This is a genomic window from Flavobacterium sp. (assembly GCF_040402835.1).
Lineage (GTDB): Bacteria > Bacteroidota > Bacteroidia > Flavobacteriales > Flavobacteriaceae > Flavobacterium.
The window spans coordinates 70,529-92,421 of record NZ_JBBALW010000008.1; the positions used below are offsets into that span (position 1 = coordinate 70,529).

The 21,893-nt window shown below is 33.9% G+C and carries 17 protein-coding genes; 7 read left to right on the top strand and 10 right to left on the bottom strand.

Annotation, left to right across the window (positions count from 1 at the left end):
* Positions 1-16: 16 nt before the first annotated feature.
* From AC9UEH_RS04370 to AC9UEH_RS04390, 5 genes are all read right to left on the bottom strand, one after another.
* On the bottom strand, positions 17-940 hold the full coding sequence (locus AC9UEH_RS04370; RefSeq protein WP_509528818.1) for a DMT family transporter: 924 nt from the start codon (positions 938-940) through the stop codon (positions 17-19).
* 2 nt (positions 941-942) lie between these two features.
* On the bottom strand, positions 943-1,746 hold the full coding sequence (locus AC9UEH_RS04375) for an SDR family oxidoreductase (protein WP_509528820.1): 804 nt from the start codon (positions 1,744-1,746) through the stop codon (positions 943-945).
* Positions 1,747-2,073: 327 nt separating this feature from the next.
* Complete coding sequence (locus AC9UEH_RS04380) at positions 2,074-4,464, bottom strand: M28 family peptidase (RefSeq protein WP_509528822.1); 2,391 nt, start codon at positions 4,462-4,464, stop codon at positions 2,074-2,076.
* 17 nt (positions 4,465-4,481) lie between these two features.
* Complete coding sequence (locus tag AC9UEH_RS04385) at positions 4,482-4,832, bottom strand: hypothetical protein (protein ID WP_509528825.1); 351 nt, start codon at positions 4,830-4,832, stop codon at positions 4,482-4,484.
* A gap of 167 nt (positions 4,833-4,999) precedes the next feature.
* The gene (locus AC9UEH_RS04390; protein WP_509528827.1) at positions 5,000-5,716 is read right to left on the bottom strand and encodes a carboxypeptidase-like regulatory domain-containing protein; all 717 of its coding nucleotides are present in this window, start codon (positions 5,714-5,716) and stop codon (positions 5,000-5,002) included.
* Between the two features lie 215 nt (positions 5,717-5,931).
* Here AC9UEH_RS04390 and AC9UEH_RS04395 point away from each other — a divergent pair, with 215 nt between their 5' ends.
* Complete coding sequence (locus AC9UEH_RS04395; protein ID WP_509528830.1) at positions 5,932-6,264, top strand: single-stranded DNA-binding protein; 333 nt, start codon at positions 5,932-5,934, stop codon at positions 6,262-6,264.
* 141 nt (positions 6,265-6,405) lie between these two features.
* Here AC9UEH_RS04395 and AC9UEH_RS04400 read toward each other — a convergent pair whose 3' ends face one another.
* Together AC9UEH_RS04400 and metG are read right to left on the bottom strand one after the other, a co-directional pair.
* Positions 6,406-7,092 carry an HAD family hydrolase gene (locus AC9UEH_RS04400; RefSeq protein ID WP_509528832.1) on the bottom strand — a complete coding sequence of 229 codons (687 nt, stop codon included), beginning with the start codon at positions 7,090-7,092 and terminating at the stop codon, positions 6,406-6,408.
* Positions 7,093-7,175: 83 nt separating this feature from the next.
* Positions 7,176-9,275, bottom strand: a complete 2,100-nt coding sequence (gene metG, locus AC9UEH_RS04405) for a methionine--tRNA ligase (protein WP_509528835.1) — start codon at positions 9,273-9,275, stop codon at positions 7,176-7,178.
* Between the two features lie 187 nt (positions 9,276-9,462).
* Between metG and dgt the strand changes: the two genes are divergently transcribed.
* On the top strand, positions 9,463-10,806 hold the full coding sequence (gene dgt, locus AC9UEH_RS04410) for a dGTP triphosphohydrolase (RefSeq protein ID WP_509528837.1): 1,344 nt from the start codon (positions 9,463-9,465) through the stop codon (positions 10,804-10,806).
* Between the two features lie 83 nt (positions 10,807-10,889).
* Positions 10,890-14,189, top strand: coding sequence for a PA domain-containing protein (locus AC9UEH_RS04415; protein ID WP_509528840.1), 3,300 nt, complete (start codon positions 10,890-10,892; stop codon positions 14,187-14,189).
* Positions 14,190-14,244: 55 nt separating this feature from the next.
* Here AC9UEH_RS04415 and AC9UEH_RS04420 read toward each other — a convergent pair whose 3' ends face one another.
* Entirely contained in the window at positions 14,245-16,008 is a 1,764-nt protein-coding gene (locus AC9UEH_RS04420) for a 1-deoxy-D-xylulose-5-phosphate synthase (protein ID WP_509528843.1), read from the bottom strand.
* A 74-nt stretch (positions 16,009-16,082) separates the two neighbouring features.
* Here AC9UEH_RS04420 and AC9UEH_RS04425 point away from each other — a divergent pair, with 74 nt between their 5' ends.
* Complete coding sequence (locus AC9UEH_RS04425) at positions 16,083-16,526, top strand: nucleoside deaminase (protein ID WP_509528845.1); 444 nt, start codon at positions 16,083-16,085, stop codon at positions 16,524-16,526.
* A gap of 176 nt (positions 16,527-16,702) precedes the next feature.
* On the opposite strand, the gene AC9UEH_RS04430 is transcribed toward AC9UEH_RS04425, so the two are convergent.
* Together AC9UEH_RS04430 and AC9UEH_RS04435 are read right to left on the bottom strand one after the other, a co-directional pair.
* Positions 16,703-18,247, bottom strand: coding sequence for an Rne/Rng family ribonuclease (locus AC9UEH_RS04430; protein ID WP_509528848.1), 1,545 nt, complete (start codon positions 18,245-18,247; stop codon positions 16,703-16,705).
* Positions 18,248-18,637: 390 nt separating this feature from the next.
* Complete coding sequence (locus tag AC9UEH_RS04435; protein WP_509528851.1) at positions 18,638-18,928, bottom strand: HU family DNA-binding protein; 291 nt, start codon at positions 18,926-18,928, stop codon at positions 18,638-18,640.
* A gap of 132 nt (positions 18,929-19,060) precedes the next feature.
* Here AC9UEH_RS04435 and mutY point away from each other — a divergent pair, with 132 nt between their 5' ends.
* The 3 genes from mutY to AC9UEH_RS04450 are packed head-to-tail and all read left to right on the top strand — an operon-like array spanning position 19,061 to position 21,887.
* Positions 19,061-20,110, top strand: coding sequence for an A/G-specific adenine glycosylase (gene mutY, locus AC9UEH_RS04440; protein WP_509528854.1), 1,050 nt, complete (start codon positions 19,061-19,063; stop codon positions 20,108-20,110).
* 41 nt (positions 20,111-20,151) lie between these two features.
* The gene (locus tag AC9UEH_RS04445) at positions 20,152-20,562 is read left to right on the top strand and encodes a single-stranded DNA-binding protein (RefSeq protein ID WP_509528856.1); all 411 of its coding nucleotides are present in this window, start codon (positions 20,152-20,154) and stop codon (positions 20,560-20,562) included.
* Positions 20,563-20,585: 23 nt separating this feature from the next.
* Positions 20,586-21,887, top strand: a complete 1,302-nt coding sequence (locus AC9UEH_RS04450) for a gliding motility-associated protein GldE (protein ID WP_509528858.1) — start codon at positions 20,586-20,588, stop codon at positions 21,885-21,887.
* Positions 21,888-21,893 lie beyond the last annotated feature (6 nt).

Consider the following 21,893-nt stretch of genomic DNA (forward strand, 5'->3'; position numbering starts at 1 on the left):
TGGGATTTTTTTATAGCTATTTTTTAGAATTCCGAATGGATTGATTCACCAAGTACAATCCGAAAAGTGTTATTATTCCGCCTATGGCAATTGAAAAAGTAAGCGGTTCGCCAAAAACATAAGCCCCTAAAAGCACCGCAATAATCGGATTGATATAGGCATAAATACTATTAATTTCTGCCGGCAAATGTTGCAAAGCATAGATAAATGCAATGAACGTTAGCACCGAACCAAAAAGGACTAAATAGCCAATTGAAATCCAAGAAATCATCGGAATTGAACTCAAACTAACCGCAGAACCAGTTGCGCCCAAGTAGGCAAAAAGTAAAATACTAGAAATAAACATCTGAATTCCTAAACTAAAATAAGGATTAAAACTTGCCGCTTTTTTCTTGGTGTATAAAGTCGCAAAAGCCCAAGTTAAAGTAGATATTATCGAAATTATGATGCCAAATCGGAAATCAAAAATCAAGAAATCACTTAAATGTTCGTAAAAAATTACACAAACACCACCAAATCCCACAATCAAACCCACAATGGCTAATTTTAATAATTTTTCACCTCTAAAAAGACTGATAATTACAACCCAAAGTGGAACCAAAGCGCCAATAATTGCACCCAATCCACTACTGATATATTTAACGCCCCAAGTACTCAAACCGTTACTTAAAACAAAATTCAAAATACTCAAAATAAAAATTGTTTTCCATTGTTTTCCTTTTGGCCAGGTTGTTTTTTTGAAAAGAAAATAAGAAAGATATAAAGTTGCACCGAGAAATTGACGAATTGCTGCAAGTTGCAAAGCGGGCATATATTTCACGCCTTCTTTAGAAGCAATCCAAGTTGTTCCCCAAAAGAAACTCACCCAACAAAGTGCCAAAATTGGCAATCCAACGGAACTTATTTTAGATTGAATTTCGCTTTTAATTTTTTGTATCAATTTTACAAAGTGTCTTTAATGAATTGGTAATTCAAAACTTTTTCCAATTTATCGGATAAAATTGTTTTCCCAATTGAAGGTTTTGAAGCCGCAAAGATAGGAAGTTCCAAGTTATATTCTTTAGCTTTTTGAGTATAATAAGCCTCCCGACTCGGATGAAAAGAGGCAACAGCATTGAAGGTTTCGCCCCAACAATTGGATTCAATAATTTTCAGAATTATCCCGATGCAATCTTCTTGATGAATCAAATTTATCGGTGCATTTGGATTTTCAATGTTAGTTCTACCCGCCAAAAAACGAATTGGATTTCGGTCATCGCCAATTAATCCTCCAAATCGCAAAACCGTAGTTTCAAAATGAGAATTGTTTTGTAAAAGCTGCTCGCAGGCTACTAATTGTTTGCCGCTTTCGGTATCAGGATTTGCAATTGTATCTTCTGTAACCAATTTATTATCATCAGAATAAACCGAAGTAGAACTCACAAAAACCACTTTTTTAATTCCTGATTTTTCAATAAAAAGGATTAAATTTTTAATTTTTGCAACAAAATTTTCATTTGCAGTTCTTCTTAATTTTGGTGGAATATCTATAATTAATACCTGACTTTCTTCCAAAAATTCGGATACATTTCCATTAATAGCAACTTCCCCTATTTCAATTAAAAAAGTGGATATTCCAGCATTTTTCAGCGTTGAAATCTTTTCCGTAGAAGTCGTCGAACCATTAACAGAAAATCCGTTTTCTAATAAGGCTTTCGCCAATGGAAATCCCAACCATCCACAACCAAGAATGCTAATTTTTGTCATTATCATTTTTTGTAACCAATTTGTTTTCGTTCTTTTTGGATGGATTCGTTATTTATTTATTTCTTTTTTCTTTAAGGTCACAAATTGTGACCTTAAAGAAAAGGAAGAGCAATTTATGGTCTTTTTCAAGGGTTATGTCGTCACAAATTGTGATGACCTGTTTTCCGATTCAAAGTTCGCTAAAACATAATATCTAAGTTTTTATTTTACGGATAAATAATTTACTTTAAAATCTATTCATAATACACCCATTTAATCTGTGAAAATCTGTGAAATCTGTGTTTGTGTTTAATTTTGCAATACCTCTTGAATTCGCCAACAAATACTTTATTTCGTTTTTAATGTATCAATTTCAACCGTCAAACTATCTTTTGTAATGAAACTATTTAATCTATAATTCTTAGTTTTAGGAATAACAATCGAAGGAACAATCTTCTTTTGAATCACAACCGCATCATTCAATACAAACGGCATCTGCATCATCCAAGGCAATCTTTTGGCAATTCTGAATTTTGGATTTGTCAATAAATCAAAAGAACTTTCCATCAAATCCATATCAAAAGTAGTATTCACGGGAATAGAAAACTGCAATTCCAACGGATCATTATCAACAACATAATAACTAATTAATCGCTTTCCTTTTCGCAAATACAAACTCCATTTTTGCCCCAAAGCAGTTGCTCCATTTGCTTTCAAATTAAAGAAAATCATTTTTTGATTGGCAAAAATATCATAGCGATTTACATTTCTATTCGGAGAAATCCTCATTTTAATATACCGCTGTGAACCGCCAATACTATCCTGAAAAAATTCAATTGTGGGTTCGCTAATTTCTTTTACAACGGCTTCAGCTGAAAACGTAAACCCAGATTTATATTTGCTAAACAAAGGATTGTCGTTTAAAATTCGTGCGTTTTTTGGATTATCGCCTAAATACGTTTTTGTCCATTCGTCTAAATTCAAGTCATACGTTACCCAAAAAGCTTGGTCCGAATCCGCATTATAAATATAAAGTAAGCTGTTTGGTTTTGCCGTTCCTTTCGCATAATTGGAATTGAAATGTGCTTTCGCAAAAAACCCAATCGAAATTAAAAACAGTACAAATGCCCAAACTCCCTTTTTAGGAAATGCACCAAATATTGGCAATAACAGTCCAAAAACTAAAACCGTCAAAACAGCACTTCCAGCTAAAATTTTTAATCCCAAACCAATCGGAAACATAATTATAAAAGGCACAAAAATGATTAGCGATGGAATACTCAAAATTAAATTCAGCGTGCGATTTGATTTTTGTGTGATAACAAAATAAGCCAACATCAATAAACTAAAAAACAATGGAATCACAAAAAATCCTGCTCCAGGTAAATAAAAAGCAATCGCAAAATTGATAAGAATCCAAATAAATAATGGCGCTACAGCATAGTTTTCGCTTTTGTTTTCCGAATCCGCTTTTATGTAAAAAAAGAAGCAAATCGCCAAACTAAAAGATATAAAAGCACCAATATAATCGTGCCCGTTATACGTAAATCCTTGAAGAATATCGTTGTATTGTGGGTAGATATTCAAAAGTAATTTCCAACCAAAAAAGGTCATAATTCCTGAAACCAGCAACGAACCAAACAGATTCAAAAACCCTTTTCCAATTTCTGAAAACACCAAAACCCGCTTTCCAAGACCAATAAAAACTAAAAATAAAAAGAATAAAACCGCAACAATTAACATTGGAAAAATCCAAGAAAACGGATAACTTACAAATGAAAATGGTGTATTAAAATAAACGTAATCTTCCGAAGATTGCAGAGAACTCAAATCTGAATTTGAAAAATAATTCAATAATGGCATCAAATAAGTTCCTTGATGCGCCAGTGTTTTCAGGCTCAAATGGTCAATATCATCTTGCGCTGTGTGGTAATTGAAGTGATTGTCAATGAACGCAAAATTAAATCCCTGAATGTTTGCTTGTTCTCTAAAAACAGTCAAATCCGTATCGTTGGGCAACATTTTATAAATGCTATACATCAACGAATTGGAAACTGGAAAACTTGGATTTGCAGCCGTAAATTCCTTCACCAAACTCGCATTTCCATGATTAACTTCCATCAACATATAACTCGGTCCTGCACTTCCACGCGCTTCAAAATTCAAAACCAATCCCACTTCTTTCGCCCATTTGCTTTTGGTTACAAAAAGTGCCGCGCCATTCAAACCCAATTCTTCGGCATCCGAAAACAGAATAATAATATCGTTTTTATGAGGCGTTTTAGTGTATAAAAAGGTACGTAACCCTTCTAAAATTGTCGCAATTCCAGACGCATCGTCACTCGCTCCGTGAGAATACGAATGAGGTGCGCTATCATAATGCGACAGCAACAACAACACTTTCGAGCTGTTAGAACCTTTAATTCTCGCTAAAATATTTTTAGATTTCGTCAAATTTCCCCAATCAGAAAGCGTCGTTCCTTCCTGAATTTGAACTTCCAAACCCAAACTTTGTAATTCTTGAACCAAATAATCACCAACAATTTTATGATTTTCCGAACCTATATAATGTGGATTTTCCGAAATTATTTTCACTTTCCCCAAAGCCCGCTGCGTCGAAAATTCCGAAAGCGAACCTTCGTCCTTTGAAACCCATTGCGGCATCATAAAATAGTAAAGCAACCCAATAATTCCAGCAATAAATACAATCGATAAAAGTGGTGTAAATTTGTTTTTCATTTGAAATAAATTTGGAGTTAAATATCTTTTTTAACCAACATAAAATAGTCGTTTTCCAAAGCCAAATACCCTTGGTCGTACAGAAAATAGTACGTATTTCCAGTTTTAGTATTCAAAATATTCGTAAAAAACTCAAAATCAAATCCCTTACTCAATAATTTTGTCCGCGTCGTTTTCGACTTCCCATCTACATTTAAAGCACTCAAAATCCGATAATTTTTCCGTAATTTGTTGTTCACATTGCGCATAAAATTCGTGCTATCCTTATTAATTTTGTTGTTATACGAGTTCCTACAACCGTCGCTGCAAAACTTTTTGTCCTCGCGACCCACAATTTTATCGGAGCATTCTAGGCAGGTTTTGTTCATAATTCCTGAATTTTAAATTAAAATTGTAGTCGTAAAAAGCATTATTTTTTGAAGCGAATTAACAGTCTATTTTTACCAATCCTATTCCCGCTGTTCGTTTCAATCCACGCAAAAGCGTGGGATTTTCACTGCCATCGGGGCTAAAGGAGTAATGCCTTTTGTGTTTTTTAATATCTTTTAAAAAGATTTCTTATTTTCCTAAAAATATTATTTTTCCTTTTTACAATGATAACTTCACCCATCAAAACTTGGGATTCCTGAATCATTTCTATTTTTAAATTTCTATTTGTTGGAAATATTTCAATCTCCTTATTTTCCATTCCAATAAAAGAAAAAATTAAAATCACATTATTCTCGAAATCTTTAACCGGAATGTTAATTTTAAATTCTCCTTCTAAATTATTCTGCACTCCATTTTTAGTGTTTTTTTGAATTACATTTACTCCCGGAATTGGAATTGAATCAAATTTCTGTTGGGCATTCAGCGTTTTTTCATAAATCGTTCCAGAAAATTCTATATTCCCATTTAATTCATCCTCTTTTTTTAATTCTGTTTCTTTTTTATCATTAATTTCAACCTTTGGTTTTTGAGTTTGCGAAAAAATGGGTGTTGAAAGTAATAATGAAGTGAATCCAAACGCTAATCCAATTCGTTGAAAATAATTTTTTTTATTAAACTCTAATTCACAATCTAATTGTTCATTTGTAAATCTTCCGCAAATTCCTTCATTAATTCTGATTGTTTTTGCAAGTTGAAATTTGGAATAATGTTCATAATTTATTACTTCTTTCTTGCAGTTTGAACAGAACATACCTTTTTGAGTTGGCGTCATTTCGTTCCAATTTTCGTTACATGGGTCAGGAATTTGAATTATATATTTCATTTTTCAAATTATTTTATCAATTGGAATTAGTTGATAATAAACCAAATATACTGATAATTTTCCAATTACAAACGCTTACAAACAACTACAACCGAAAGTAAGCAGTTAACAACCGAATAAATTTTGGAAGTCGCCACATCTTTGCAATGTCGAAATCAAACAAGTATCGGCAAAACAAAAATTATTTTATAAAAACCATTTAAATTTTAAACGCCATGAGCACATTAAAAAACAAAGTTCAATTAATCGGTCACGTTGGTAATGATCCAGAAATCAAAACATTCGACGGAGGAAAAAAATTAGCAAAATTGAACGTCGCCACAAACGAAAGTTACAAAAACGACAAAGGAGAAAAAGTTGAAGAAACCCAATGGCACAATCTTATTGCTTGGGGAAAAACCGCCGACATCATTGAAAAATATGTGGTAAAAGGCAAAGAAATCGCCATCGAAGGCAAACTAACCCACAAAAGTTACGAAGACAAAAGCGGAGAAAAACGCTACGTCACCGAAATCGTAATCGATGAATTATTGATGTTAGGAAAGTAAAGCCCCCTAACCCCAAAGGGGAAATAAGAAATTAAGGTCGCAGTTTTCAGATTTTCTGTCAACTGCGACTTTTTTTATGTCTAATCGGCACGAATAACAATTGATTTTTCTGGTCACGAATTGCACGAATTATCACGAATTTTATTTTAGAAGCGGTAAGACTTCCGTAATTTTTAAAAAAGAATAAAAATTTTCGTGTTCAATTTCAAAATCAATTTTTTCGTATTCCCAAGTAGTGTGATACGGAATGTGAACTCCAAAACCACCAATATTCAAAATTGGCAAAACATCCGATTTAAGTGAATTTCCAATCATTAAAAAATCGGTTGGTTTACAATCCAATCGTCCTAACATCTTTATATAATCCAATTCGGTTTTGTCGCTCATAACTTCTATATGATGAAAAAAAGAGCCAATTCCTGAATCGTGAAGTTTTCTGTGTTGGTCTTTTAAATCGCCTTTGGTGGCAACAACCAATTTATATTTCCCTTGCAATTCTTGTAAAACCGTTTCGACTTCTGGTAATAATTCTACTGGTTTTTGCAATAAATCTTTGCCAATCGCAATAATTTTTTCAATTCCTTTTCCCGAAATTGTATGATTAGTTAATTCCAAAGCGGTTTCTATCATCGACAAGGTAAATGCCTTAATTCCAAAACCATAAAGAGGCAAATTAGTAATTTGATGATTTAATATCAATCCCAATATCTCTTGACTTGAAGCAAAATCTTGAAACAATACACAAAAACGTGCCTGAGCTTCATCAAAATAAGGTTCGTTGTGCCACAAAGTGTCATCGGCGTCGAATGAAATGATTTTTGGATTCATTTTAATATTTTCTAAACATATATTTCACATATTTTCACAAATTAAATCTGTGAAAATTTGTGAAATTTGTGTTATATTTTTTTTTAATTTATTGTCTCTCCATTTGCAACCCCATCAACATCCGGATTCACGAAAACCAATTTTCCTTCCGCATTTGTGGTCATCAAAATCATCCCTTGGCTTTCTACGCCACGAAGATTTCTTGGAGCCAAATTCACTAAAACAGTAACGCGTTTTCCAATAATTTCTTCTGGCGAAAAGCTCTCGGCAATTCCCGAAACAATCGTCCGAACATCAATTCCCGTGTCAATTTTAAGAATCAAAAGTTTGTTTGCTTTCGGCATTTTCTCCGCTTCTAAAATCGTTCCTACCCGCAAATCCATTTTAGCGAAATCTTCATATTGAATTGTTTCTTTCTGAGGTTCCGTCTTTGCGAGGGACGAAGCAATCTCTTCTTTATTCGCCACTTTCGTAGCTTCCAATTTATCCATTTGTTTTTGAATTTCTTCATCTTCAATTTTAGCAAAAAGCAATTCTGCTTCGCCAATTTTGTGCCCCGAAGAAATCAATTCAGAAGTTTCGGAAACTGTTTTCCAATCAATTTTACTTTCAATTTTCAGAATTCTTGAAAGTTTAGTGGCTGTAAATGGCAAAAATGGCTCGCAAAGAGAACTCAATGCTGCTGCAATTTGCAAGGCTACATACATCTGTGTTTGCACGCGTTCTGGATTGTCTTTTATTACTTTCCAAGGTTCTTCATCGGCAAGATATTTATTTCCCAAACGGGCAACATTCATCAATTCGCCCAAAGCTTCTCTAAATCGGTAGCGTTCAATTGAACTTGAAATAACGGCTGGATAGGCTTTTAATTCTGTTAATACTTCATTATCATAATCCGTAAAGTTGAGAGTTCCCCCTTCGGGGGTTAGGGGGCTTGGATTTGGAACAATTCCCTCGTAATATTTATTGGTTAAAACCACCACACGATTTATAAAATTACCAAAAATAGCTACTAATTCATTATTGTTTCTCGCTTGAAAATCTTTCCAAGTAAAATCATTATCCTTAGTTTCTGGTGCATTTGATGTCAACGCATAACGCAAAACATCTTGCTGATTTGGAAAATCTTCCAAATATTCGTGCAACCAAACCGCCCAATTTTTTGAAGTTGATAATTTGTTTCCTTCCAAATTCAAAAATTCATTTGCAGGAACATTATCGGGTAAAATATAACTGCCTTCAGCCTTCAACATGGCAGGAAAAATAATACAATGAAAAACAATATTGTCTTTCCCAATAAAGTGAACCAATTTTGTGTCTTCATTTTTCCAATATGGTTCCCATTCTTTTCCTTCGCGCAACGCCCATTCTTTGGTTGCTGAAATATAGCCAATTGGAGCATCAAACCAAACATATAATTTTTTTCCTTCGGCACCTTCAATTGGGACATCAATTCCCCAATCTAAATCTCTGGTTACCGCTCGGGGCTCTAAACCACCGTCAATCCAAGACTTTACTTGTCCGTAAACATTGGGTTTCCAATCGTTTTTATGTCCAACTAAAATCCATTCTCTCAAAAATTCATCATAACGATCTAAAGGTAAAAACCAATGTTTTGTTGATTTCATTACTGGAATTTCTCCCGTAATAGTTGATTTTGGATTGATTAAATCGGTGGCATTTAGTGTAGAACCACATTTTTCACATTGATCTCCATAGGCTTCTTCATGTCCGCATTTTGGGCAAGTTCCAATTACAAATCGATCTGCCAAAAATTGATTTGCTTTTGCGTCATATAATTGCTCGGTGACTTGCTCTATAAAATCCCCTTTATCATATAATTTTTTGAAAAATTCTGATGCTGTATCATGATGGATTTTAGATGAAGTTCTGGAATAATTATCAAAAGAAATTCCAAAATCTAGAAATGATTTTCGAATAATTCCGTCATATTTATCAATGATTTCTTGTGGTGAAACCCCTTCTTTCTTAGCTTTCATTGAGATTGCTACTCCGTGTTCATCGCTTCCGCAAACAAACAAAACGTCTCTGCCTTGCAATCTTAAATAGCGAGAATAAATATCTGACGGCACATAAACGCCCGCCAAATGACCAATATGAATTGGGCCATTCGTGTAAGGTAATGCTGCGGTAATTGTATATCTTTTAGGTATTTGTATCATAATTGTTTTTTAGAAATTCTTGAAACTAATCAAGAATAGATGCAAAAATAAGATATTTTACAATAGGGACAAGTAGCTAAATTGAACGTATTACATAATTTAATTATTTATTAAAAATTTCTAGTGATGAAGTAACTTCTGTCTTATTTTGTATATTCGTGAACTGAACATCTGAAATCTATTAATAATGAAGTGGGAACAATTACTATCACTAAAACGACAAGGCGATACTTTTAAGCGGTTGCGCAAAGAACAAGACGACACCAGATTGGGGTTTGAGGTAGATTATGACCGAATTATATTTTCTGCTGCTTTCCGAAGTTTGCAGGATAAAACGCAGGTTATTCCAATGTCCAAGACTGATTTTGTCCATACTCGATTGACACACAGTTTGGAAGTTTCGGTGGTTGGGCGTTCTATTGGACGATTAGTTGGAAAGAAAATTATTGAAAAATATCCTTATTTGCAAGAAATTCATGGGTTTCAAATGAATGATTTTGGGGCAATTGTTGCAGCGGCTTCATTGGCTCATGATATTGGAAATCCTCCTTTTGGTCATTCTGGGGAAAAGGCAATTGGCGAATATTTTTCTAATGGAAACGGACAAAAATACAAAGCAAATTTATCGAATAAAGAATGGCAAGATTTGATTGATTTTGAAGGAAATGCCAATGGTTTTTCGGTTTTAACGAGTTCAAGACCAGGAAATGAAGGAGGATTGCGGATTTCTTTTGCCACGCTTGGCGCATATATGAAATATCCGAAAGAGAGTTTGCCGAAAAAACCAACTTCGGATATTGCTGATAAAAAGTATGGTTTTTTTCAATCGGATGTGTATTTTTTTAAAGATGTAGCGTCAGAATTGGGAATGATTTCTAACAAAACTGGAAATGATATTGGTTTTGAAAGACATCCTTTGGCCTATTTGGTGGAAGCCGCAGATGATATTTGTTACACAATTATTGATTTTGAAGATGGGATGAATCTTGGATTGGTTTCGGAAGATTATGCTTTGGAATATTTAATAAAATTAGTAAAAGACAGCATTGACACTAATAAATACAATACTTTAACTACAAAAGAAGATCGAATTAGTTATTTGCGCGCTTTAGCAATTGGAAGTTTAATTAATGATGCTGTGAAAGTTTTTATCGAAAATGAAGAGTTGATTTTAGAAGGGAAATTTCCGTATGCATTGACCGATAAAAGCAAATACAAGGCGCAAATGGACGATATTATTAAATTGAGTGTGAAAAATATTTATCAAAGTCGGGAAGTAATCGAAAAGGAATTGACGGGTTATCAAATCATAAATACGTTATTGGATAAATTTACAACCGCTTTTAATAATGATTTTGATGGGAAAGCTTCCAATTTTGATAAGTTAGTATTGCAATTACTTCCTGAAAAATTTAAAGTGGAAAAAGAAAATTTATACGATAGATTGCTTCATATTTGTCACTTTATTTCCTTGTTAACAGATGGAAATGCTTACATATTATTTAATACGATAAATGCATCAAAAAGTTAAATAATAATCGATTATGATTATATTTTTTGTTAGAATAAATGATATTCCTATATTTACAATCTTAAAAATTTCAAACTAATATTATGAAAAAGAAACTACTTATTTCAATTTTCTCCATTTTGTTTATTTTGTCCGGGTTTTCTCAGACAAAAACAGAAAAAGAATCTAAAGCAATATCTGCTACAATTGAAAAAAATAAAAAAGCTAAACCAAGTAAAAAAACACTTGAATTAAGAAAAAAATTGGCTTATTATCAAAGTCATAGCCCATTTTCAAAAAACGCAAACCTTTCTGAAGATGAAGGTGGAAAAAATGGGGTGCCGCCAAACAAATATTATGAAAGTGAGTGGGAACTTACTATGAATCCAGTTTTAGGAAGACCAACTCCTGAAAATCTAGAAGTTATTAGAAAAGAACTTTTAACAGAAAGACAGCGTATTCTAGCTTCAGGAAGAGTTCCTGGTGATGAAGTTGATAACAGTTGGGTAGAAAGAGGTCCAACAAATGTTGGAGGAAGAACAAGAGCAATTATGTTTGACCCAAACGATACAACTCGTGAAACTGTTTTTGCTGGTGGTATAACCGGTGGTTTATGGAAAAATACTGCTATTTCAAATTCTGGATCTGCGTGGACTAGGGTAAATATTTCAGATAATTTAAATGTTTCTTGCCTTGCTTATGATCCAAATAATACTAATATTTTTTATGTTGGTACAGGAGAATCTTGGACTGGCGGAGACGCAGGTGGAGATGGCGTTTGGAAATCAATTAACGGAGGAGTAACTTGGACTAAGATTTTTGGAGGTATCTCGGGTCCTACAACATTCCAAACTGCATCAAATTTAACCATTAATAGTCCTGGTAGCATTGCTGGTGTATATCCATGTATTCCAAATACTTCTTTTGGAGCGACGGTAACCACGCCAATTACAGGAAATATTGTTCTAGTTAATGATGGCGTTTCTGCCCCTACCTCTCTTGGCTGTAGTACAATTACAAATGCGAGCGCGCTTAGCGGAAAAATAGCATTAATTAGAAGAGGTGGCTGTACATTTGCAATTAAAGTAAAATTTGCTCAAGATGCTGGTGCAATCGCAGTAATTATGATGAATAATATTGCTGGACCTCCAATTTCAATGGGAGGAACTGATACTACAATTACCATTCCTTCAATTATGATTTCATCAAGCGATGGCTATCTTTTAGAAAATGCATTAGCTAATGGTCCTATTGTTGGAACCTTAAATCCTAGTATTCCTGGAGCACTTTCAGGGAATATTGTTCCTGGAGCTCAACATATAAACAAGATAGCTATTAGAAATAACGCTGGTGTTTCTGAAGTTTTTGTAGCTGTAGCAGATTCTTACTATGGAGATGCTAATACCACAACATATTTGGGTTCGGACGCTTATGGAGTATATAAAACTAATAATGGAGGTGCCTCTTGGAATTTATTAAACCTGCCGCTTACTACAAATGGTAATAAACATTGTCCTAATGATATAGAAATTGGTAGCGATAATAAAATATGGGTAGCAACTAAACTAAGTTTTGGTCATAATGATGGCGGGGGAAAAATATTTTGTTCTTCTGATGGTGGTACTACTTTTACCGATAAATATACCGTTACAGCAAACGGAGGCGGCGGAAGAACAGAAATTGAAATTTCTGCAACTAACCCAAACCTAATTTATGTATTAGCACAACTAAAACAAGCAACTACTACCGATGGAGTTGAAGTTCAAATAATTAAAACAACTGATGGTTTTGCTACAACTACAACTCCGGCATTGCCCGTAGTCTCTTTAAATCCTGCAACTAGAACGGACACTTACGGATTCACAGGTGCTCAAGCTTGGTATGATTTAGTAATTGAAGCCGACCCTAGTAACGATCAAATTTTATATGTTGGGGGAATTGACTTATTCAGATCTAATGATGGAGCAGCTACATGGTCGCAAATTTCAACTTGGAATTCGGGTTCTTCGGTACACTCTGACCAACATGCAATTACATTCAAACCAGGAAGTACAAACGCTGCGACGTTTGGAAATGATGGTGGGGTGTATTATTGTGGAAGTTTATCTACTGCTTCAAATTCTTCTGGAATTATTTCCAGAAATACTGGATTTAACGTTACTCAATTTTATAGTGTTGGTGTTGCACCAACCTCTACCGTTAGCGGTTTAACAAACGATAATTTTGTCGCTGGTGCTCAAGACAACGGTTCGCAATATTTCAATGGGGTAACTGGAACTACAAATAGCAGTTCTCAAGTACAAGGCGGAGATGGAGGTATCAGTCTATTTGATCAGGGTGCTGATAAATATATGATTACTAATTATGTTTACAATCAAAGTATTTATTCTAGACTTACTACCGGTACTTCAAAATTATTAAATAGTGAATCTACAAGCAATGGCGCTTTCATTTCTCAAATGGCATTAGATTCTAGTAAAGACATATTGTATTCTGATTATTCTGTAGCGGGAACAACAACTACCTATGGAATTAGACGTTATACAAATACTAATCCAGCTACTTCAACTTTACCTGTTAAATCTACAATTACAAATGCATTAATTACAAGTACAGTAACAGCATTAAATGTTTCTAAATACACTACTTCCGCTACTACTTTATTAGCAGGATTTAAAAATGGTAAATTATTAAGATCCGTAAATGCAAACACAACTACAGTTGCTAGCGTAGCCTGGACTGATATTACAGGACCAGAATTTTTAGGTAGTATCTCAGATGTAGAATTAGGAGCTTCAAATAATGATATTTTTGTGACTTTCCATAACTACAACGTAATAAATGTTTGGTACAGTTCTGATGGAGGAACGACATGGGAAAACAAAGAAGGGAACTTGCCCGATATGCCTGTAAAATGTATCTTGCAAAACCCATTAAAACTAAACGAAGTAATCATAGGAACAGAATTGGGCGTTTGGTTTACTAGTACTTTTGATACTGCGTCACCCGTTTGGTATCAGTCTTTCAATGGTATGAGTAATGTAAAAGTTACTGATATGGATTTAAGAAATGATAATGCCGTTTATGCAGCTACTTACGGAAGAGGGATTTTTTCTGGAATGTTTACATCTGCAACATTAGCAAACGAAGACTTTTTAAATAAAAAAGGAGTTTCTATCTCTCCAAATCCTTCGAATGGACAGTTTAATATTAACATCAATCAATATAGCGGAAAAGTGACTATTCAGGTTATTGATTTAAACGGAAGAGAAGTATACGCAGCTAAAAATGAGCTATTTAATACAGAAAAAACAATTGATTTAAAATCTGTTGAATCAGGAATATATGTCCTTAGAATTTCAGGAGATGATTTAAATTACTCTCAAAAAATTATTAAAAACTAATTATTTATTAGAATAGTAACAAAAAAATCCAATCGTTTCGGTGATTGGATTTTTTTTATGATAAAATTGAAATTAAACTTTTAACGTCTATTTTACACTGTTTTTGCAATTCTTCAACTGTTCCGTGTTCGATAAATTCATCGGGAATTCCCAAATTTAGTATTGTGTTTGGATAGTTATTTTGAGAGGCAAATTCAAGAATGGCGCTTCCAAAACCACCTTTGATTACGCCGTCTTCAATGGTAATTATTTTTTCAAATGCATTGAAAATAGTATGCAACGTCATTTCATCTAATGGTTTTACAAAAGCAAAGTCATAATGCGCAATTGTTTCAGAGTTATTTATTTTGGCTAATGCCAATGTAACTTTGTTTCCAATTGTACCATTTGATAAAACTGCAGTAATTGTTCCTTCTTTTAAATAATTGGCTTTCCCAATTTCAATTTTTTTAAAGGGCTTTTGCCAATCTACAATTTCCCCACGACCTCTTGGATAACGAATAGCAATAGGATTATTCAATCCCAATTGAGCGGTATATAAAATATTTCGAAGCGCAATTTCATTCATTGGAGCATAAACAATTATATTTGGAATACAACGCAAATACGCCAAATCAAAAACCCCGTGATGCGTTGCGCCATCTTCGCCAACCAATCCTGCTCTGTCCAAACAGAAAATTACGGGGAGGTTTTGCAAAGCTACATCGTGAATCACTTGGTCATACGCTCGTTGTAAAAAGGTGGAATAAATATTGCAAAAAACAATCATTCCTTGTGTAGCCATTCCAGCAGCTAATGTCACGGCGTGTTGCTCGGCAATTCCAACGTCGAAAGCACGTGTTGGAAATACATCCATCATAAATTTCAAGGAACTTCCTGACGGCATTGCGGGTGTAATTCCAATTATTTTTTCATTGGATTTCGCCAAATCTAAAACCGTTAATCCAAAAACATCTTGGTATTTTGGAGGCAAATGCTGTTCCGATTTAGGTATGATATCTCCTGTAATTTTATCAAATTTTCCGGGTGCGTGGTATTGCACTTGATTTTCCTCGGCTTGTTGAAGTCCTTTTCCTTTTGTGGTAATGATGTGAAGGAATTTCGGGCCTTTTATTCTTTGTAAACGTTTCAATTCTTTGAGAACCGCAAAAATATCGTGCCCATCAATTGGTCCAGAATAATCAAAATTCAAGGACTTAATCATATTGTTTTGCCTTGGGTTTTTACCTTCTTTTACTGAAGTTAAATAGTTTTTCAAAGCACCAACACTTGGATCAATTCCAATGGCGTTGTCGTTCAGAATTACCAATAAATTTGCATCGGTAACTCCTGCGTGATTCAATCCTTCAAATGCCATTCCAGATGCAATCGATGCGTCGCCAATTACCGCAATGTGATGTTTGTTGAAATCACCTTTCAAATTGGAGGCAATTGCCATTCCTAAAGCTGCCGATATTGAAGTAGAAGAATGTCCAACGCCAAAAGTATCGAAATTGCTTTCGCTTCGTTTTGGGAATCCTGAAATTCCGTTTCGTTGTCGGTTGGTATGAAAATTCTCTCGTCTTCCTGTGAGGATTTTATGTCCATAAGCTTGGTGTCCAACATCCCAAACCAATAAATCATTTGGAGTGTCAAAGACATAATGCAAGGCAATTGTGAGTTCTATAACACCTAAACTTGCTCCCAAATGCCCTTCTTTTACGGCTACAATATCAATAATAAAATCTCGTAATTCTTGTGCCAATTGAGGAAGTTGCCCTTCGTCAAGAAGCCGTAAATCGGTTGGAGAATTGATATTTAAAAGTAAATTGTTTGACATAATGCAAATGTACGATTTGAAATTGTATTTTTGTTCTTAACTTAAAAATTCCCCCTTTTGGGGTTAGTGCGCTTATGGAAAATCCTTTCAACGACGAATATTTTATGAAAAGAGCTTTGCAGGAAGCAGCATTTGCTTTTGAAAAAGGCGAAATTCCTGTGGGTGCTTTAATTGTAATTGACAATAAAATCATTGCAAGAACGCATAATCTCACCGAATTATTGATTGATGTAACTGCCCACGCAGAAATGCAAGCCATTACTTCGGCGGCGAATTTCCTTGGCGGAAAATACTTAACGGGTTGCACGTTGTACGTTACTTTAGAGCCTTGCCAAATGTGTGCTGGTGCTTTGTATTGGAGTCAGATTTCAAAAATTGTTTTTGGAGCAAGCGATGAACATCGTGGTTTCGAGAAAATGGGAACCCAATTGCACCCTAAAACTACAGTTGTTCGGGGCGTTTTGGCGGAAGAAGCTTCGGAATTAATGAAGCGATTTTTTTCTGATAAAAGGAAATAATCTTGAAATATCAAATCCCATAGCCCAGATAGCAACGGAAATCCCACGCTTTTTCGCGTGGATTGAAGTGAATAGCTGGAAATAGCTCCAAGAAAAAGATTGCTTCGTTCCCCGCAATGTGACCTATGGACATAAAAAAAACCGTCTCGTTAATAAAAACGAGACGGTTTTTGAAATTAGTCTTTAATAGCATTTCCTTTTTTATCGAAGAAGTGATATTCAAAGTACGTGTAAGCGTCACGCGGTATTATTTTTACCCATTTTTTATATTCAAAAAACCATTTTGAACGAATGGATGGGAGTCCTTTTGTAAGGTATGCGCCTACGAATGGGTGTACATTAAGTACTACATTTGCTTGCGTTTTTACGATTCTATCAAGGTCAGAAATAATTCTGTCGATAATTAAAATTGGAGCTTCAATATCCCCTTTGTCATTGTTGGGATCTTCTTCTCTGGTTTCAATATTTACTTCTGGCCGTACTCTTTGTCTTGTTATTTGGACTAATCCAAATTTACTCGGAGGTAATATTTTATGTTTTGCTTTGTCATCACTCATTTCTTCTCTCAAGAAATCGTACAACACTTTTCTGTTTTCTGGATTAGACAAGTCGATAAAATCTACTACGATAATTCCACCCATATCACGAAGACGTAATTGTCTGGCGATTTCTGCGGCTGCTATCATATTGACCTCCATGGCTGTGTCTTCTTGATTAGAAGCTTTATTAGAACGGTTTCCGCTGTTCACATCAATGACGTGAAGTGCTTCTGTGTGTTCAATAATAAGATAAGCTCCTTTGCTCATCGATACATTTTTACCAAATGAAGTTTTGATTTGTCTCTCTATGTTGTATTTCTCGAAAATAGGAGTATCATTAGATTGATAAAACTTAACAATTGATGTTTTTGAAGGCGCTATTTCTTGTAAATAGTCCTTGGTTTCGTTATACAACTCTTCATCATCTATATGAATTCCACTGAAGGAATCATTGAAAACGTCTCTTAAAATTGAAGAAGCTCTGTTGAGCTCTCCTAAAATTTTGGACGGATGATGCGCGGTTGGTAATTTTTTACACATTGCAGTCCATCTGCCTAGCAGGTTCTGCAAATCTTTTTCTAATTCGGCTGTATTTTTGCCTTCGGCTACTGTTCTCACAATAACGCCAAATCCTTTTGGTTTGATGGATTGTACCAATCGTTTTAGACGCTCTTTTTCTCCTTTTATTTCTATTTTTTGAGAAACAGAAACTCGGTCAGAGAAAGGAACGAGAACAATAAATCTACCGGCAAGAGAAAGCTCTGAGCTAATTCTTGGTCCTTTTGTAGAGATAGGTTCTTTAACGACTTGTACTAAAATTGACTGGTTTGGACTTAAAATATTTAAGACCGTTCCATGTTTATCAATTTCTTTTTCAAACTGAAAGTTTTTAAGGTTGAAATCCTTTATTTTACCTGCGCTTACAAGCTTTATGAATTTCAGTTGGGAAGCAAGATTAGGTCCCAAATCGTGATAATGTAAAAAGGCGTCCTTGTCGTGGCCTACATTTACAAAAGCAGCGTTGAGTCCGGCAACTGGTTTTCTTATTTTGGCAATAAAAATATCGCCAACTTGGAAGTTGCTTTTTTCCTCTTCTTTGTGCAATTCAATTAGTTTTCCATCTTTTAATAAGGCAAAATCTACTGCTTCGGAACTAGATCTGATGATTAATTCTTTATTCATTTGTAAATTTTTATCCCAACATTAGAGTTGTCGGTTGTTGGTTGTCGGTTGTTGGAAAATCTATCAACTAGCAACTATCAACCATTAACTTTTCAGTAAGGATGGATTAAACAATATTTTAACAGGTATTGAACCCGGTGAGAAAAGTTTTATATAATAGATTAAAGATAATAGACCGAAGTCTTTTATCTATTTGTCTTTCATCTTTTGTCTTTTTCTCGATTTCAATGAACTTGGGTATTCTAAAATAGAAAAAGTAGTCTTAAACTACTTTTTCTTCTTATGACGGTTAGCTCTCGCTCTTTTTTTACGTTTGTGCGTTGCTACCTTATGTCTTTTTCTTTTTTTACCGCTTGGCATATCTTTAAGATTTTATTGATTAATAAATTATTATTTTGGTTCGTTATTTATTTTAACCCCTTCTACAAAAACTTTCGCTGGTTTAAATGCAGGAATGTTATGTGCAGGAATTTTAATAGTGGTGTTTTTTGAAATATTACGACCCGTTTTTTCGGCTCTAGTTTTAATAATAAAACTTCCAAATCCTCTTAAGTAAACATTGTCACCAGTTTCTAAAGAGTTTTTTACCTCTTCCATAAATGTTTCAACTGTTGCTTGAACATCTCCTTTTTCTAGACCCAGTCTATCTGAAATCTTTGCTACGATATCTGCTTTCGTCATTTTCTTTCTAATTAATAAAGTTGTACTGTTTTTTTAAGGTTGCAAATATAGGAATTAAAAAAACAATTATTCAAGCATAAACAATTTAATTTAATAACATAAAAAATTACTTTTGCAGTTAAATAACACAACATGATTTTTTGTAACTCATTAATTCAATGGTATTTAAATAACAAACGTGATTTGCCTTGGCGAAATACTCAAAATCCATATTTAATATGGTTGTCAGAAATCATGCTTCAACAAACAAGAGTTGCTCAAGGATTGCCGTATTATTTGGCTTTTACCAATGCTTTCCCAACGGTTTTTGACTTGGCAAATGCTTCCGAAGAACAAGTTTTAAAACTATGGCAAGGATTAGGATATTACTCAAGGGCACGAAATTTGCATAAAACTGCACAATTTGTAGTTTCAGAATTTAAAGGAGAATTCCCTAACAACAATAAAGATTTATTGAAATTAAAAGGAATTGGAGATTATACGGCCGCCGCAATTGCCTCTTTTGCCTATAATGAAGTGGTTCCTGTTGTTGATGGAAATGTATTTCGAGTGCTTTCCCGCTATTTTGATATTGAAACCGATATATCATTGGCTACAGCCAAAAAAGAATTTGCCGCTTTAGCATTTGAATTAATGCCAAAAAACGACCCGGCCAATTTCAATCAAGCCATCATGGAATTTGGTGCTTTGCAATGCGTTCCAAAGAATCCGAATTGCGAAATTTGTGTTTTTAATTCAAGTTGCGCTGCCTTACAAAAGAAAAAAGTGCATTTATTGCCTTTTAAATCGAAAAAAATTAAAGTTAGTTACCGATTTTTTAATTATTTGGTCTTTAAAGATGAAGATTTGAATACCATAATTCAAAAAAGAGATCAAAAAGGGATCTGGCATAATTTATACGAATTCCCATTGATAGAAACAGAAACCGAAGTTAATTTTGATGAAATTTCAGGTTTGATTTCAGATAAATATAGCGAAAAATATTCCATCACTTCTATTTATGATTGGAATTCCAAGGGACAAATTCACAAACTTTCGCACCAACACTTAAACATTAAATTTTGGAAAATAAAAATAAAAGAAAAGATTAATGAAGGAATTACTGCTCAAAAATTAAAAACTTTTCCGTTTCCGATAGTAATTTTTAATTTTATAGAAAAGGAATATAGTGTATTAAATTAAAATAGCTTACATTTGACTTTATTAAAATTTTCAATATTAAGATGAACGGAACAATAAACAAAGTTATGCTAATTGGCTACCTTGGTGATGATGTAAAAATGCATTACTTCGATGGAGGCAATTGTATTGGTAGATTTCCATTGGCGACAAACGAAACCTATATCAATAAAACGACTAATGAAAAAATTAATACTACCGAATGGCATAACTTAGTTGTGCGAAATAAGGCAGCAGAAATCTGCGAAAAGTATTTATCAAAAGGAGATAAAATCTATGTTGAAGGCAGAATAAAATCGCGCCAATGGCAAACAGAAGAGGGATCTACGAAATACACAACTGAAATTCAAGTAACAGAATTTACTTTTTTAACTACTAAAAAAGAGTCGGAGCCTTTTAAACCGACAAGTTCTGAAGCAGCAGCAGGTCTTTCTGAAAACGATATGCCGTTTTAATTGTTTAACTAATTTATTTTAATTTGGACCCGGAACCTCCCAGTTTCATTGCTATTTTTCAAAATTTAGACACTAATTTGCTGTTTGGCTTTGTTGTAATTCTCGTTTTGCTTTTTATATCAGCGTTGCTTTCAGGTGCTGAAGTCGCATTTTTCTCTCTCTCAACTAAAGATTTAGATGAGGTTTCAAAAGAAGATTTGTCCAAAGGGAATTTAATATTTTCATTATTACAAAAACCTAAAAAATTGTTAGCCACATTACTTGTGGCTAACAATTTTATAAATATCGGAGTCGTAATATTGTTCTCTTATATAGGTAACGATTTATTTTCGTTTGTTTCCTCTCCATTATTAAAATTTATTTTAGAAGTAATCGTGGTTACTTTCTTAATATTGTTGTTTGGCGAAGTGTTGCCCAAAGTATATGCCAACAGAAATAATCTGAAATTTGCTAAATTCATTGCACAACCTCTTTATATTTTAGACAAATTGCTTTCGCCAGTTAGTTTGCCAATGCGAGCAATTACCATTTATTTGCACGAAAAATTAGGAAAGCAAAAATCGAATTTCTCTGTTGACCAACTTTCTCAAGCTTTAGAATTAACATCTTCTGAAGGAACTTCTCACGGCGAACAGAAAATATTAGAAGGCATTGTCTCTTTTGGAAATACAGATACAAAACAAGTAATGAGCCCCAGAATTGATATTTTTGCAATTGAAATCAATGAAACTTTTGAAAAATTATTGCCAAAAATTATTGAAAAAGGGTACTCAAGAATTCCAGTTTATAATGACAGTATTGACCATATTGAAGGCGTTTTGTTTGTCAAAGATTTAATTCCGCACATAGACAATAAAAATTTTGATTGGAAAACATTGCTTCGAGCGCCATTTTTTGTTCCCGAAAATAAGAAGTTAGATGATTTATTGAAGGATTTTCAAAGTATGAAAAACCATTTAGCCATTGTTGTTGATGAATATGGCGGTACTTCTGGATTGGTTTCTCTTGAAGATGTAATCGAAGAAATTGTTGGCGATATTAGCGATGAATTTGACGATGACGATTTGAGTTTTTCTCAAATTGACGCTAAAAATTATCTGTTTGAAGGAAAAATAAACCTGAAAGATTTTTATAGAATCATTGATGTTGACGAAACGCTTTTTGAAGATAGAAAAGGGGAAGCCGAAACATTAGCAGGTTTTTTATTAGAAATTCACGGAAATTTTCCTAAAAAAGGACACAAATTAACTTTTGGAAACTGTAGTTTTGTGATTGAAACCGTTGACAAAAAAAGAATCAAACAAATTAAGGTAACCATAGAATAACTATAA